Annotated in this window: 15 protein-coding genes; 6 read left to right on the forward strand and 9 right to left on the reverse strand. The window is 61.0% G+C overall.

The genetic code is table 11. From position 1 onward, the window contains the following. Together G8O24_RS37385 and G8O24_RS37390 are read left to right on the forward strand one after the other, a co-directional pair. A partial coding sequence (locus tag G8O24_RS37385) for a transposase (RefSeq protein WP_188107522.1) occupies positions 1-540 on the forward strand: 540 nt, incomplete at its 5' end. A 161-nt stretch (positions 541-701) separates the two neighbouring features. Next, a complete protein-coding gene (locus G8O24_RS37390) occupies positions 702-1,460 on the forward strand; it encodes an IclR family transcriptional regulator (protein ID WP_188107523.1) in 759 nt (252 codons plus the stop codon). 27 nt (positions 1,461-1,487) lie between these two features. On the opposite strand, the gene G8O24_RS37395 is transcribed toward G8O24_RS37390, so the two are convergent. The 7 genes from G8O24_RS37395 to G8O24_RS37425 all read right to left on the reverse strand — a co-directional run bounded on the left by G8O24_RS37395 (position 1,488) and on the right by G8O24_RS37425 (position 8,267). Continuing rightward, positions 1,488-2,738, reverse strand: a complete 1,251-nt coding sequence (locus tag G8O24_RS37395) for a CaiB/BaiF CoA transferase family protein (RefSeq protein WP_188107524.1) — start codon at positions 2,736-2,738, stop codon at positions 1,488-1,490. Between the two features lie 50 nt (positions 2,739-2,788). After that, positions 2,789-3,706 carry an HpcH/HpaI aldolase/citrate lyase family protein gene (locus G8O24_RS37400; protein ID WP_188107525.1) on the reverse strand — a complete coding sequence of 306 codons (918 nt, stop codon included), beginning with the start codon at positions 3,704-3,706 and terminating at the stop codon, positions 2,789-2,791. 41 nt (positions 3,707-3,747) lie between these two features. Further along, positions 3,748-4,242 (reverse strand): MaoC family dehydratase, encoded by a 495-nt coding sequence (locus tag G8O24_RS37405; protein ID WP_188107526.1) that lies wholly within the window; start codon positions 4,240-4,242, stop codon positions 3,748-3,750. Between the two features lie 12 nt (positions 4,243-4,254). Then, positions 4,255-5,505 carry an acyl-CoA dehydrogenase family protein gene (locus G8O24_RS37410; protein WP_202988812.1) on the reverse strand — a complete coding sequence of 417 codons (1,251 nt, stop codon included), beginning with the start codon at positions 5,503-5,505 and terminating at the stop codon, positions 4,255-4,257. Further along, positions 5,502-5,990 (reverse strand): MaoC family dehydratase, encoded by a 489-nt coding sequence (locus G8O24_RS37415; RefSeq protein WP_188107527.1) that lies wholly within the window; start codon positions 5,988-5,990, stop codon positions 5,502-5,504. Before G8O24_RS37415 ends, G8O24_RS37410 begins: the two co-directional genes overlap by 4 nt. Before the next feature lie 136 nt (positions 5,991-6,126). Further along, on the reverse strand, positions 6,127-6,921 hold the full coding sequence (locus G8O24_RS37420) for an alpha/beta fold hydrolase (RefSeq protein WP_188107528.1): 795 nt from the start codon (positions 6,919-6,921) through the stop codon (positions 6,127-6,129). A gap of 26 nt (positions 6,922-6,947) precedes the next feature. Next, positions 6,948-8,267: an MmgE/PrpD family protein gene (locus G8O24_RS37425; RefSeq protein ID WP_188107529.1), complete on the reverse strand. Its 1,320-nt coding sequence runs from the start codon at positions 8,265-8,267 to the stop codon at positions 6,948-6,950. Positions 8,268-8,675: 408 nt separating this feature from the next. Here G8O24_RS37425 and tnpA point away from each other — a divergent pair, with 408 nt between their 5' ends. The 4 genes from tnpA (at position 8,676) to G8O24_RS37445 (ending at position 11,661) form a co-directional block, all read left to right on the forward strand. Beyond that, positions 8,676-9,098 (forward strand): IS66-like element accessory protein TnpA, encoded by a 423-nt coding sequence (gene tnpA / locus G8O24_RS37430; RefSeq protein WP_188107530.1) that lies wholly within the window; start codon positions 8,676-8,678, stop codon positions 9,096-9,098. Continuing rightward, on the forward strand, positions 9,092-9,433 hold the full coding sequence (gene tnpB / locus G8O24_RS37435) for an IS66 family insertion sequence element accessory protein TnpB (RefSeq protein WP_188107531.1): 342 nt from the start codon (positions 9,092-9,094) through the stop codon (positions 9,431-9,433). The genes tnpA and tnpB overlap by 7 nt, the downstream gene beginning before the upstream one ends. Before the next feature lie 63 nt (positions 9,434-9,496). Next, on the forward strand, positions 9,497-11,062 hold the full coding sequence (gene tnpC, locus G8O24_RS37440; protein WP_188107532.1) for an IS66 family transposase: 1,566 nt from the start codon (positions 9,497-9,499) through the stop codon (positions 11,060-11,062). Continuing rightward, positions 11,059-11,661 (forward strand): plasmid pRiA4b ORF-3 family protein, encoded by a 603-nt coding sequence (locus tag G8O24_RS37445; RefSeq protein ID WP_188107533.1) that lies wholly within the window; start codon positions 11,059-11,061, stop codon positions 11,659-11,661. Before tnpC ends, G8O24_RS37445 begins: the two co-directional genes overlap by 4 nt. A 291-nt stretch (positions 11,662-11,952) precedes the next feature. Here G8O24_RS37445 and G8O24_RS37450 read toward each other — a convergent pair whose 3' ends face one another. Both G8O24_RS37450 and G8O24_RS37455 read right to left on the reverse strand, forming a co-directional pair. Continuing rightward, positions 11,953-12,777 (reverse strand): FadR/GntR family transcriptional regulator, encoded by an 825-nt coding sequence (locus tag G8O24_RS37450; protein WP_283815639.1) that lies wholly within the window; start codon positions 12,775-12,777, stop codon positions 11,953-11,955. Positions 12,778-12,898: 121 nt separating this feature from the next. Continuing rightward, positions 12,899-14,092, reverse strand: coding sequence for an ABC transporter substrate-binding protein (locus tag G8O24_RS37455; protein WP_188107535.1), 1,194 nt, complete (start codon positions 14,090-14,092; stop codon positions 12,899-12,901). Positions 14,093-14,102 lie beyond the last annotated feature (10 nt).

The following is a 14,102-nucleotide window of genomic DNA, read 5'->3' on the forward strand; positions in this document are numbered from 1 at the left end:
ACCCATGCGAGCACCAGCGACCCGGACAGCAGGCTTTACCGCAAGGCGGCCGGACGGGAGGCCAGGCTTTGCTATATGGGCCACGCCACCATGGAGAACCGGCATGGACTGGCGGTGGCCGGCAAGGTCACGCATGCCAATGGCACCGCCGAACGCCGGGCTTCGGAGACCATGCTGAAGGCAAGGCGCAAAGCCGCGGGCCGCCGCATCACGGCCGGTGAGGACAAGGCGTACGATACCGCCGACCATGTCGCCAATCTTCGCGCCATCGGCGTGACGCCGCATGTGACGCAGAATCAGGCCGTCACCAAAACCGGCAGGACCCGCAACAGCGCCATCGATGAACGAACCACGCGGCATCCGGGGTACGGCATGTCGCAATCACGCCGAGCGATGGTCGAGTGCATCTTCGGATGGGGCAAGCAGCATGGCACCATGCGCAAGACCAAACATCGCGGCATCGGTCGCGTCGCCGCCAACTTCCTGCTCAATCTGATCGCCTATAACCTGATCCGCATCCCCAAAATGGTTGCAGCGTAGCCGACCCAGACCTCAAACTCCCGAGCGCGCTATCCCAACAACAGACCGCAAAATAGAAAGAACAGCCAATTCTTTGCGTTTTTCAGCAGACTGCTAAACGTGGATCAGGTATAGATCCCCGGTTCGGACAGGCTTTACAGGGCGAGAGTTCGCCGCAGTCAATGACGTCGAAGGGCAAGGCAGGACAGAGATCGGCGGTCAAGTCGGCCGAGCGAACGCTCGCGATCCTGGAATATTTCCGGGAAAAGAAACGCGGCGCGACCGTCGGTGAAATTGCCGGCGATCTTGGATTGCCGCAGTCGAGCACGACGATGCTGCTACAAAGCCTGCTCGATCTGGGCTATCTCGACTACACCCCCCAAACCCGGAAGTTCCAGCCGACCTTTCGCGTCGCGGTGCTTGGCAGCTGGATACAGCAAAGCATGTTCAAGAGCGGTCCGCTGACCGACATCATGGAATCGATCGGTACTTCGACCGGGGAGACGGTGCTGCTGGGCCTGCAGAATGGCCCCAGCCTGCAGTACGTCCACATTGTACCGGCCATGTACCCGATCCAGCTCGCGGCGCAGGTCGGGATTTTGCGGCCGATGACGTGCGCCGCACTTGGACGCGTGCTCCTGGCTCGGAAGCCCAACGACGAAGTCCGCGCCATCGTTCGCCGCAACAATGCCGACGCCGAAGCCAGTGCCCATCGCGTCCACGAGCGGGAGTTCATGGCGGAGATCGAGATCATTCGCAGCCAGGGTTTTGCCGAAAGCCGGGGTAAGATGATCCCTGGTGCAAACGTCATCGGAATGATTGTCCCCGATCAGCCCAACCGAGCGCCATTGGCTATCGGCGTCGGTGGACCGATGGCACGGATCGAGGAACGCCGCGAGGAAATTCTCCGAGTCATGCGTTACCATCTGCGCATGCGCTAGACTTCGCGGTCCTGCTCTGGCCACTTGCTACCGGACAATCCCCGCCTGCTTGAAGCTGGAGATTTCCTCTGTTGCACAACCGATGTCTCCGAGAATCTGATCGGTATGTTCGCCGAGCAGCGGCGCGCGATGGCGAACGGACCCCGGCGTTGCCGTCATGCGGATCGGCACGCCTGCGATCGTGACCGGCGTCGCGCAACCTGGATGCTCGACTTCGACGATCATGTCACGGACGGCGAAATGAGGATCCTCCGCGATTTCGTCGATCTGATAGACAGGTCCGAACGGGATCTTGCCGCCGAGCAGTTCCTTCAATTGTTGCTTGGTGTGACGGCCGGTGAATTCTCCGACCGCCTCGTAGACCGCGTCTCGATTGGCCACACGCGCATGCCGGTCGGCCATGCGCGGATCGGAGATCAAGTCATCGCGTCCCATCAGGCGACACAGTGTTTTCCAGAACTCGTCCGAATGCGCGGCAATCGTCACCCAGCCGTCGAGCGCTCTGACCATCCCGAACGGCGACAGCAGCGGATGCCGGTTGCCTTCGGGACGCGGATTAGTCCCCTGGAACGAGCGCTGGTGTACGATGCGCTCGCACAGCGACAGCACGGCGTCGACCATCGACACGTCGACATATTGACCCTCGCCGGTCTTCTGCGCTCGCAGCACGGCGCACAAGATGCCATAGGCCGCCATCGCGGCCGGCACCAGATCACCCACGCCGGGGCCGACCTTCAGCGGTGTATCCACATCAGGGCCCGTTATTCCCATGATGCCACCCATCGCCTGAGCGACCGGATCGTAGGCCGGCCAGTCAGTATAGGGACTGCGCCCGGTGCGGGGATCGCCGAATCCCCGGATCGACGCGTAGACCAATCGCGGATTCTCCTGGCGCAGCGTTTCATAGGAGAGGCCCAGTTTTTCCATCACCCCGGCGCGGAAATTCTCCACGACGACGTCGGCACTCCTGCACAGGCGCAGCACAAGCGCCCTGCCCTCAGGTCGCTTCAAGTCCAGTGCGATGCTCTTCTTGTTGCGATTGATGCTGGCAAAATAGCCGCCATAGGCCTGCAGCTTGTCGTCGTCCCGGAAGGGACCGCCCGCGCGCGTGCCCTCACCTTCAAGCGGTTCGATCTTGATGACCTCGGCGCCCTGGTCGGCAAGCATCATTGTACAATAAGGCCCGGCCAGCATCTGGGTCAGATCGATCACGCGGATGCCCTCAAGTGCTCCTGCCGGTGCGGCGCCGCTTGCGGCTTCACCAGATGAATGCGACATCGGAAAGGTGCCCCTGCAAGATGATGCGGCGACGCGCGCCGCGACGATGATCACATGCCGATCAGATTGGCGCGTTCGACCACATTGTTGATGATACGGATCGATGCGATGTCGATCATCTTGCCCTCATACATCACCGCACCCAGTCCCTTGGCGAGCGCTTCGTCGAACGCCGCCTTCATGGCACGGGCACGATCGACGTCGGTCGGGGTCGGCGAGAATATTTCCTGCGCAATCTCGACCTGCGACGGGTGGATGGCCCATTTGCCGACCAGCCCGAGCGTCATCGCGCGCCGACATTCCTCCCGATAAGTGTCCGGATCCCTGATGTCGGCGAAGGGACCATCGACAGGGTCGAGCCCGAACGATTTGCAGGCGATCGCCAGTCGGTGGCGCTGGTAGTGCCAGATATCGCCCGGATATCCGCCGGAGCCGCCGATCGCCTTCACCGAAACGCCCTGACTTGCAGAGTAGTCGCCCATCCCGAAGATCAGGGCTTCGAGCCGCGGCGTCGACGCCGCGATGCGCTCGATGTTCATCATGCCCTCGACTTCCTCGATCAAGCATTCGAGGCCAATCCTGTTCTTGAGGCCGAGATCCTTCTCCAACTGCGAAAGCAGCTTGTCGACGAACAGGACATCGTCGGCGTCGAGCACCTTGGGGATCATGATCAGATCAAGTCGCTCGCCCGCGCCCTGGACCACCTCGATGATGTCCCCGTAGCAGAAGCGGGTCGCGGTATCGTTGATGCGGACGCAGCGCACGGTCCGGCCGAACTCCAGCGTATTGAGTGCTTTGACGATATTGCCCCGCGCCGCCTTCTTCTGGTCGGGCGCCACCGCGTCCTCGAGGTCGAAAAAGACATAATCGAGGTCGAGGGCCGCGGCCTTCGCCATCATCTTTTCCGAGCTGCCGGGCACCGAGAGCTGGCAGCGGCGGAGCCGCTTGGGGCGTACGGGTTTCGTCATGGTGTTTCTCCGATCTCGAGTAGTTTGTCTGCTTGCCCGGCCTACCGGGAGCCCCAGGCGTTTCGGCGCTTCATCAGAACGGTGCGCTCGCCCTCGTAGACCAGTTTGTCGTGCTGGTTGATGCCGTAATGCTTGAAGCGGACGATGCCGGCATCGGCGCGGTCGGCATCCTTCTTCTCCAGCACCTCGGTAAAAGCATAGAGCGTGTCGCCGTGGTGCACCGGCGTCTTCAGGCGAATCTTGTCCATGCCGAGCTCCTGCAGCACCTGCTCGCCGGTGTCCTGGGCGGCGAGCCCGATCACCATCGAGAAATTGATTCCGCCGAAAACAATGCGGGTGTCGAAGCCGGCGATGCCCGACGACTTCTGCATCAGGTGCTCGTTGAAATGACCCTGTGCGGTATTCATCACCATGTTGGTGATGAGCACGTTGTCCATTTCGGTGACGGTCTTGCCGCGTGCGTGGGCAATCACCTGCCCAACCGCGAAATTCTCGAAATAATTGTCCGGCGACGTTCTGCTGCTGATGTTACTCATGGGGGACCGCTCCTACCGGAGGTGCTCGAACGCCTGCTCGATCATTCGGCGTTCGGTTACCGAGCGGCCGAGCAGATTGTCTGAGATGATGCGTTGCTGGATTTCCGAGGTACCCTCGAAGATCTTGGTCAGCCGGGCGTCGCGCCAATAGCGCTCGACCGCGTGAAGCTTCGTGTAACCGGCGCCGCCATGGATCTGGATCGCCTCCGAGGTCACTTCTTCGGCCATTTCCGAGGCGAAGTATTTCACCATCGACGCTTCGCTGTCGCATCGCCTGTTCTGATCGATCTCGCCGCAGACGTAGTACAGCAGCTGACGGGCGGCCTCGATCTTGGTGGCCATGGTCGCGATCTTGAAGCGGATGGCCTGGAATTCGCTGATCGGCATGCCGAATTGCTTTCGCTCTTTGGCATAGGCGATCGAGTCCTCAAGCGCGCCCTGCGCCAGCCCGATTGAGCGGGCGGCCGTGTGCGCGCGCGCCGCTTCAAGGCCGTGTGCCATGAGGTAGAACGCCTTGCCTTCCTCCCCGATCAACGCATCGGCCGGCACCCGGGTGCCCTGGAACGACAGTTCATAGGTGTTCCAGCCGAAATAGCCGATCTTCGGGATCGGATTGCCCTCGCAATTTTCGGGCAGAGAGCCGCGCGGCTTCTCGATCATGAACGCGGAAATCCCGAGAAAGCGCTTCTCCGCCGATGGCGGAGGAGCGGTGCGTGCGAACACCGTGATGTAATCGGCGCCATCGGCGAATGTGCACCAGTACTTGCTGCCGGTGATCACCCAATGATCGCCGTCGCGAACCGCTCGGCAGGAAATCGAGGCGAGGTCGGAACCGGTGCCGGGTTCGGATAGGGCAGCCGCCTGCAAAAACTCGCCGCGTGCGGCCCGCCGCATCCGGTCGGCGTTCTTCGGGCTCAGCTTCCCACCCAGCCGCAACCATCCAGCCTGGCCGCGCGCCATGATCGAGGCGACCGACATCCATCCGCGGGCGAGCTGCTCCGCCACCAGGCAGTATTCGAACGCGCCCAGTCCAAGCCCGCCATATTCCTCGGGAACCCGGATGCCGAAATAGCCCATGTTCGCCATCTTCTGTCGCAACTCCATGGGAATCGTGCCCTGCTGGGGGTCGAGCCGATTGGCGACCGGCAGCACTTCCTTCATCGTGAACTCGCGCGCGGTGTCGCGGATCAGTATGCGTTCTTCCGTCATGTAGCCGCGACCATCGCCGGACATTGTTGCGGCCGCTTCGGATGATGTTGTCATTTGCGCTTCCTCACCAGGTTGGTGCGTTGAAAGTCGATGACCAGATCGCCCTTCTCGCAAAAGCCCTTGGTGTGCCAGGTGACAATGCCGTAGTCGGGACGACTATCGGTCTCGCGAGCGGCGATGACCTGGCTCTCCGCGTAGACCGTTTCGCCAACAATGACGGGCCTGTGATAGGTCAACTTGTCGACGCCGAGAAAGGGACCGCCGCCCTCGCTGAGGTCCTCGACCGTCAGTCCGAACACGGTATTGAACACCAATAGCGGACAGACCACGAGATCGGCGTGGCCATGGGCGCGCGCATAGTCGGCGTTCGTATAAAGCGGATTGTAGTGGAGCGTCAGGGTCACGAACTGCGTGTTGTCGGCGACCGTGAGCGTTCGCCCCCAATGATGCCGGAACACGCGTCCAACGGCGAAGTCTTCGAATCTGTTGCCGCGCGGCCAAGGCTTCGCGCGCGCTTTCAGATCGGTGACGATGTCCATTTCGCCCGCTCCTCTTTCACGCGCGCCTGGAAGCACTGCGTTGGCCGACTGTGACAACCTCGCTGGGCACCGTCTACCGGAATGAAGCGTTTCAGGAATAGAATCACGGATGTGATGGAACGATCGCAAGTGCGTTTCACTTGCCGTCGATGATCCCTGAGCATTCGCCGACAAAGCGCGCTACCGCTTCGTTGAACTGCTCGGCCGCTTCGATATTGATGGAATGCCCGCCATCCAGATCGACGACAGCCAGCGACGGCAGCAACTGGGCCGCGCGGGTGCGCAACGGCTGGAATGGCTTTTCCCACCGCCCGTTGATCAATAGCGTCGGAACCTTAAGCGCGCCCAGGCAATCGGTCACCGACAATTGCGGCACGGTGTAGCGGATCGCGTTGGCGATAGCCGCTGGGGATATCCGCGCTGCGTCGTCCAGCAACTCGCCCATGACCCCGGGTGGAAAGCGCGTCGCGAAACGGGGATGGAATGGCAGGGATTCGATCGCAGCCAGGCCGTCCCGCTCCAGCGCATCGGCTCGCTTCAGCCGCCCTGCTTCGTCGTCCCGCTCGCCGGGAGCCGCCAGCGCCGACATCGAGTTGGTGAAGATCTGGCAGGCTACATGAGCCGAATGTTGATGCGCGTAGCGGATGGTGAGGCCGGCGCCGAACGACTGGCCGCATACCAGCCAGCGATCCGCGCCGAGATCGCGCCGGATACCGTCGAAGGCGTCGATATAGGTTCCGACCCGATAGGCGTGCGGATCATCCGGCGCCGGCGAGCGGCCGTGCCCCCACAACTCGACCACCACCGGACGGCAGAAAGTCTTCAGGCCCTCAAGGTTGGCCCGCCATTGCGCACGGCTCGACAGGAAGCCGTGAACCAGCAGGAGATAGGGTCCAGTCCCTCCGATGTCCGCTTCGACATGAAGTTTCATGGCGGATACCCGATCCCGCTCGATATCTAGTTCGCCATGATCGGCCCGATGTCCGGAAGCGTCTCCAGTGCAGCGATGTTGCGCCGCAATTGGTCCGCCCGGGCGTCTCCGATCACAGGGACGGCTAGGCTGCGAAACTTGCCGGCCAGGCGATCGCCCTGGCGGCCAAGGTCGCGATCGGGGATACCCACGTCGAGAGTGGTTTCCGCAACCTTGCCGCCCTGCGTTTTGATGACGACATGGGCGTCATGGCCCTGCGGCCGGTCGCCATGGACAGTCACGCGCCCCCTGACGGCGTTCAGCGTCGCATCGATAGCGTTCTGATCCGAGTAGGTGCCGATGGCGGCGGTGTCCCGGCCGCAAGCCGCAAGCGCTGCGGTGTGCCGCAGGCTGAATTTCGTTTCGAGGCCGGTTCGCGGTGCCTGAATGTTGCAGACCGAGAGATGGCCGGGCGCCACATGTACCTCGATCGATGCGATTTCCGGTCCGCGCAAGGCCAACTTCTCCCGCAACATCCTGACCGCCTCGATCGTCGAGTGGGTCAGATAGCAGGCGGCGTTGTATTTGAAGAGCGTATCGACCACCATGCATCCTCGCCGCGGCATCGGCGCATCTTTCGACGGATCGGCATCGCTTTGCGTGGCGATGAAACCTTGCGCCACTCCAAGCACGTTCGTATTGGCGGTAAACCCGCGCTTGGCAAGCCGGGCGGCGAGCACGCCGTTGGCCGCGGCGCGGCCCGCATGGAACGGCTTCGCCATGGTGCCGAACATCGACTTCAAGCCGGCGGCCTGCGTTCCGGCAAGGCCGAGCGCGGTGGCGACCTGAGCCGCATCGAGGTTCATGAGCAATGCGGCCGCCGCAGCCGCACCGAACGAGCCCAGCGTCGCGGTGGAGTGGAAACCGCGCGCGTAATGCGACGACATCACCAGCGACCCGATGAAGCCGGCGGCCTCGTAACCGGCTAGGAAAGCGCGCAGCACGTCGATCCCCGAGCGGCCTTCCGCCTCGCCGACCGCAAGCGCCGCCGGCAGGATGGCCGCCGTCGGATGCCCAATCAGCGGGTGGACGTCGTCATAGTCGAGCGCATGCGAAGTAGCGCCGTTGACAAGCGCCGCGTCTGCTGTTCCGCAGCGCAGTGCGCAACCGACAACCGACGACCGGCCACGAGCGTCGATCGAAATTTCTTCACGCAGGATTCGGGCGACCGGCTCCTCCAATCCGGCGAGCGTCACACCAAACCAGTCGAGCACGCATTGTTTGGCGACCGTCAGCGCGGCCGGATCAAGCGGCGCGTCATGATAGCCTGCGATGTGACCCGCAAGTCTCTGCGTCAGTTCCGGCATGGTTCACTCCCACCTTCGGCTTGCCTGCATGTTCGCGGGATCACGTCAGCCGTTCAAGGCGAGCTGCCGCAAACATCACGTATGTGATGGTACATGACAGTGGGATCAGCAACGGGATAGCCGACCACGATGGCCTCGGCGATCTCGAACGCTGGGTTGCCCCGAGCTTTTCGAGCAGCGCCTTGTTGCTGTTCAGCAGTTTCGAGAACCCGATCCAGCAGGTGCCCAGTCCTGGGCTCTGCGCGGCAAACGCGATGCGCATGGAGATCGCGATTCGTCGATTCGTCGACTACAGGAATCGAACCACGGACAAATCGAACGTAAGCGTAGCGCCGAGGCCCTTTGGATTGTTTGTGCGGAGTCTTGAGAGCACCGTTAGAAGAGTCATCTTCAGCAAGGGTGCTCACAATGGACGACCATTCTGACGACATAAGACGACCGTTGTCGCCGCGTATCGAAGTGTATGCTGGCGCAGGTCGCAAGCGGTGGCCGGACGATTTGAAGGCACAGATTGCCGCGGAAAGCCTTGAGCCGGGGGCGGTTGTCACCGACGTCGCCCGTCGCCATGGCTGCCGGCCCCAGCAGGTGCATGACTGGCGGCGCCGGGCGCGTTTGGGCCAGTTGGTGCTGCCGGCTTCGGCGGACACGCTGTCGTTCGTGCCGGTGGTGTCGGAATCGGCGCTATCGGCGGCCGCAGAGCCCACCGGGTCGCCGGCAGCAGCCGTTGTGACGGTTGAGCTCCAGGGGGCACGAGTGGAGGTGCGAGGCACGTCTGGCCTTGCTGTGTTGAGTGATGTGTTCTTGGCGCTTCGACGGACACGTTCATGCTGACGCCGCCCGCGAGCCTCATGATTTACGTGGCGACGCAACCTGTGGACTTCAGAAAAGGTGCGGAGGGCTTGGCGCTGTTGGCGAAGGAGACGCTGGGCCATGACCCGATGAAGGGCGTGGCGGTGGTGTTCCGTGCGAAGCGCGCCGATCGGGTGAAGATTGTCGTCTGGGATGGCAGCGGCCTTGTGATGTACTGGAAGCGGCTCGATGGCAGCGGCTTCAAATGGCCTCCCATCGTGGCCGGCGTAATGCGGATGAATGCCGCCCAGCTGTCCGCGCTTCTGGCCGGCATGGATTGGACGCGGATGCACGCGCCTCGAATCCCGCAGCCGTAAGCACTTGCGTAAAGATACAAATCTTCGCTGCATCGGAGCACAAAGCATGGCAGACTCGGGCGCGTGAGTGATTTGCCTGATGAGCTGCCGAGCGATCCGGCCGAGTTGCGTGCCTTTGCCGCGGCTCTGCTGGAGCGCTGCGCCCGGCTGGAGGGGTTGCTCAAGCTTGCGAAGGATGCGCAGTTCGGTCGATCCTCGGAAAAGCTGGACGCTGATCAGCTACAGCTTGTTTTGGAGGACATCGAAGAGGCCGTCGCGGCTCTCGAAGCAACGGAGGATCGCGCCAATCCCAGAGTTTGCGAGAAGAGAGCTGCCGCGCGCAGAGCCAACCGTGGTCAGCTTCCGGAGCATTTGCCGCGCATCGTCGAAACCCTGATGCCAGCGGAGACTTGTTGCCCGTCTTGTGAGGGCGACCTCTTTGAGATTGGTCACGATGAGAGCCAGAGGCTGGACGTCGTACCGGCGCAGTATCGCGTTATCGTCACCCGCCGACCCAAGCTGGCCTGCCGCGCCTGTCACGGCGTCGTCCTCCAGCACGCCGCTCCCGAGCGACTGATCAGGGGTGGATTGCCCACTGAGCGGCTGGTCGCGCATGTGATCGACGCCAAGTATCATTGGCATTTGCCGCTTTACCGCCAGGCGCAGATGCTGGCGACGCATGGAATAGCGCTGGACCGTTCCACGCTCGCCTTCTGGGTCGGCTATGCCGCCCAGGAATTGAAGCCCTTGTGGCATCGTCTGCGCCAGCTTCTGCTCGCCTCTTCGAAGCTCTGTGTCGATGAGACCCCCGCACCGGTGTTGGATCCGGGGCGCGGCAGGACCAAAACCGGCTACTTCTGGGCGCTGTCACGCGATGACAGGCCCTGGGCCGGACCAGATCCGCCTGGGGTGGTCTATGCCTATGCACCGGGCCGCGGCGCCGTTCATGGCTTGCGGTTGCTTGAGGGCTATCGCGGCATCATCCACTGCGACGGCTATCAGGCCTACAAGACCATGACCCGAGAGACGCGTGCGGACGCCCTGTCCGGGACGCTCGCCTTCTGCTGGTCGCATCTGAGGCGCCAGTTTGTGAAGATCGAGCGCGAGGCTGCGCCAGCGCCAGCTCCGGTTGCCCGCGAGGCTCTCGAGCGCATCGCCCAGCTTTACGCGATCGAGAAGGCACTCCGCGGCCGATCTGCTGCCGAGCGTCGCGCGGGGCGACAAGCGCATGCCCGACCTCTGGCTGCAGCCTTGAAGCAGTGGTTTGAGGCCAAGCTTGATCACCTCGCGCAGAAGAGCGACACGGCGAAGGCCTTGCGTTACGCGCTGCGTCATTGGAACGGCCTGACGCTCTATCTTGATGATGGGCGCATCGAGATGGACACGAATGCTGTCGAGCGTGCGATGCGGCCGATCAAGCTCAATGCGAAGAACTCCCTTTTTGCCGGTTGCGACGAGGGTGCCGAGAATTGGGCAGTCCTGGCTTCGTTAATCGAGACCTGTAAGCTCAATGGCGTCAATGCCGAGCGCTGGCTCGCTGACGTTCTCGCAAAGCTGGTCAATGGCTGGCCTGCGGCGCGGCTGGACGAACTGCTCCCTTGGGCGTCGACGTACACGATGCATGCTCACGATCCGAGGCTGGCAGCATGAGCCTGAACACGACCGCGGTCCGGATCAAGGTGACAATCAAGGACGTGAAGCCGGAGGTGATGCGTCGCCTTGTCGTACCCGTCACCCTGCGCCTTGATCGGTTGCATCTGACGCTTCAGGAGGCATTCGGCTGGACGAACAGTCACCTCTTCGAGTTCTTCGCTGGTGAGGCACATTGGGGGATTCCCGATCCCCACAACGATTACGGCCACCAGCCCATGGATGCCCGTAACGCGCGGCTTTGCGATATCGTTCGAGAGACCGGCGCCAAGACGATCCATTATCTCTATGACTTCGGCGACAGCTGGGACCATGTGATCAAGCTCGAAAAATGGTTCAACAACACCACGACGGAGGGCCTGCCCTTCCTGCTCGAGGCAGCCGGTCGTTGTCCTCCGGAAGACGTCGGCGGTGCGCCGGGTTATGCCGAATACCTCGAGGCCATCGGCGATCCCACCCATCCAGAGCACGAACATATGCGCCTCTGGGGCCCGGAGCGGTTCGATCCCAACGTCGTCGACCGGAAGGCGCTCGAAGCCGCCGTCAACGCGTTGTCCGACACATGGAAACCGCGGCGGCGCGTTACGCGAACAAAATAGGCGTCAAGCGCCATTCAAAAGGGCCGCAGAGCTCCGCTTACAATCGAACGGGTAGGATGCCCGTTCGACTTTGCAACCTACCCAGATTTCTACCCGTGTGGGCGTCGCTCGCGGCTGTTCACCGCGTTCCATAGTGCTTCAAGTGGCGTGATATCGGGAATCGAACCACCGAGATTTGGTGGGTAGAAATAATGGTGCCAGGGGCCGACCATATCTAACCTCCTAGCTAAGCCGCTGACATCCTTCCCAATTCAGACGCAAGAAAATTACCTACCCAGACTCCTACACTAGCTATTTCTTGCCGCTTAATTTCTCTTCTCTCACCAGATGCTTGTGCAATGCTTGAAGATGCCTTCCCATTTCCTCTTGCGCGGCTGCCACATCGTGCTTGGCCAGGAATTCAACCAACTTGCAGCGATGCTCCAGCAAATTCGGCATCGCAGTCATCTGGCGTTCAGCCACTTTCTGAAGAACGATTTCACTCAAGGATGCGATAATGGCCTGCAAGACGTCGTTTTGCGTGGCCTTGCCGATCAAGTCGTAGAATTCACCACTGATTTCAACGCGCTCCTGCGGGGTACTAGCGCGCGGAAGCTTTGAGAGCCGATCAACGTTTTCGCGCAGCGCGCTGAGAATCTCGGGCGTTAGCCGCTGGCTGACCAAGCCGACTGCCGTCTGCATAATCAGGGCACGTGTCTCGGTCAGACTATCCAGGGTTATTCGGCCCAAATAGAAGAGATCTCTAATTGAGCGCGTGATCTGATCGAGATCCCCTTTGAGAATGAACGCCCCACCCTTGGCGCCCTTTTGCAGACCGACGATCCCGGCAATCTCAAGGCTTCTCAGCGCCTCCCTGACAGCCGTACGGCTAACCCCAAACTGAAGGGCCAGTTCTCTTTCAGCTGGAAGCTTATCGCCGGGACGCAGCGTCCCGGCACCCATCTGCCGCCGGACCTGCTCACAGATCTCCTCAAAGACCCTGCGCGTACGGATTGGTCGGAATTGCAACGGCGGACTGGGATCGAAAACCGCCGAAATATTGGAATCGCGCGCCTCCCTTCGCGTGCGGCTAGCCCTGCCGAACGATTCTCTCTTCCGCGTCCTAGCCGTCCGCATGCGCGAAGACCTATATCTGGAGTTCTAGATTCAGTTGTTCCGAGCATTACCCCTTTTCAAAGATTCGATCCAACTTATTGACGGTACAGTCGCTTTATCCACGGAACTGGCACTCTCTCGACTATTTCTTGGCCAGTAAAGGGCACTGGCTTTCTGAAGCCGGGACATAGCCCGTCTCCCCCGGTAAAGTCTTGATCACCCTGTAATAATCCCAAGGGTACTTCGACTCGGCTGGAGACTTAATTTCGAATAGATACATGTCGCGAATGACCCGGCCGTCTGCGCGTACGTACCCGTGCGAACCGGTCTGGTCTTCCAGTGGCAACTCCTTCATCTTTTTCATGACGGCCTCCGTGTCCGTTGTGCCCGCAGCCTGAACTGCACGGAAGTAATGAATGAGAGCTTGATAAGCATTAACCTGGTTCGTCGTCGGCATCCGCTTCATGACTGGAAAGAACCGTTGTTGCGACCATGCGCGCGATTTCTCATCCATGTCCCAATAGAAGACGTCGACGAACTGAAGGCCAGCCATTGCAGCTTGCCCTATAGCCGGAACATCAAGAATGTACACATGCATGCCCACAATCTTCATTCCGAGTTGAAACTCGTGAGCCTGTTTAACCGTACTAATAAAATCCGCTGATACATTCGCAATACCAAGTACCGATGCGCCAGATCCTTGTGCCTGCAGGATAAAAGAAGAGAAATCGGCCGTCCCCATTGGGTGCCGGACAAAGCCCTTCACCGTACCTCCGTTCTCAACGATCGCCCTGGTCGCCTCCTCCTGAAGCGACTTACCGTAGGCATAGTCCGCTGCTATGATGAACCACGACTTTGCGCCAGCCTTCGTTTCGGCCGCCGCTACGTTGTGTGCGAGTGCATACGTGTCTGATAACCATTGAACAGTGTTGGGCGTGCACTGCTTATTTGTAAGATCAACCGAAGCCGCCGACGTTGCTAGGAGAATCTTGTTCTTTTCCTTCGTCAACCAGCTGACCGCGAGTGCGACAGCAGAATTATTCACGTCCATGATCACATCGACGTTCTCGTTATCGTACCAGCGCCGGGCAACCGCCATCCCAATGTCTGTCTTGTTCTGGTGATCACCCAGAACGAGTTCGATTGGTCTACCGAGGATCTTTCCGCCAAAGTCGGCAATCGCCATCTTTGCGGCTTCAATTGCTCCCTGCCCATCGTTATCCGTGTACGGACCATTCATGTCCGTCAGGAGGCCGATACGAAGCGGCTTAGCCTCCTGGGCGACCGCAATCGAGGAAAGCATCAGCAAAGAGAACAACGCAGCAACCACCCTCATATCATTTCCT

This window comes from Bradyrhizobium campsiandrae, assembly GCF_014529705.1.
GTDB lineage: Bacteria > Pseudomonadota > Alphaproteobacteria > Rhizobiales > Xanthobacteraceae > Bradyrhizobium > Bradyrhizobium campsiandrae.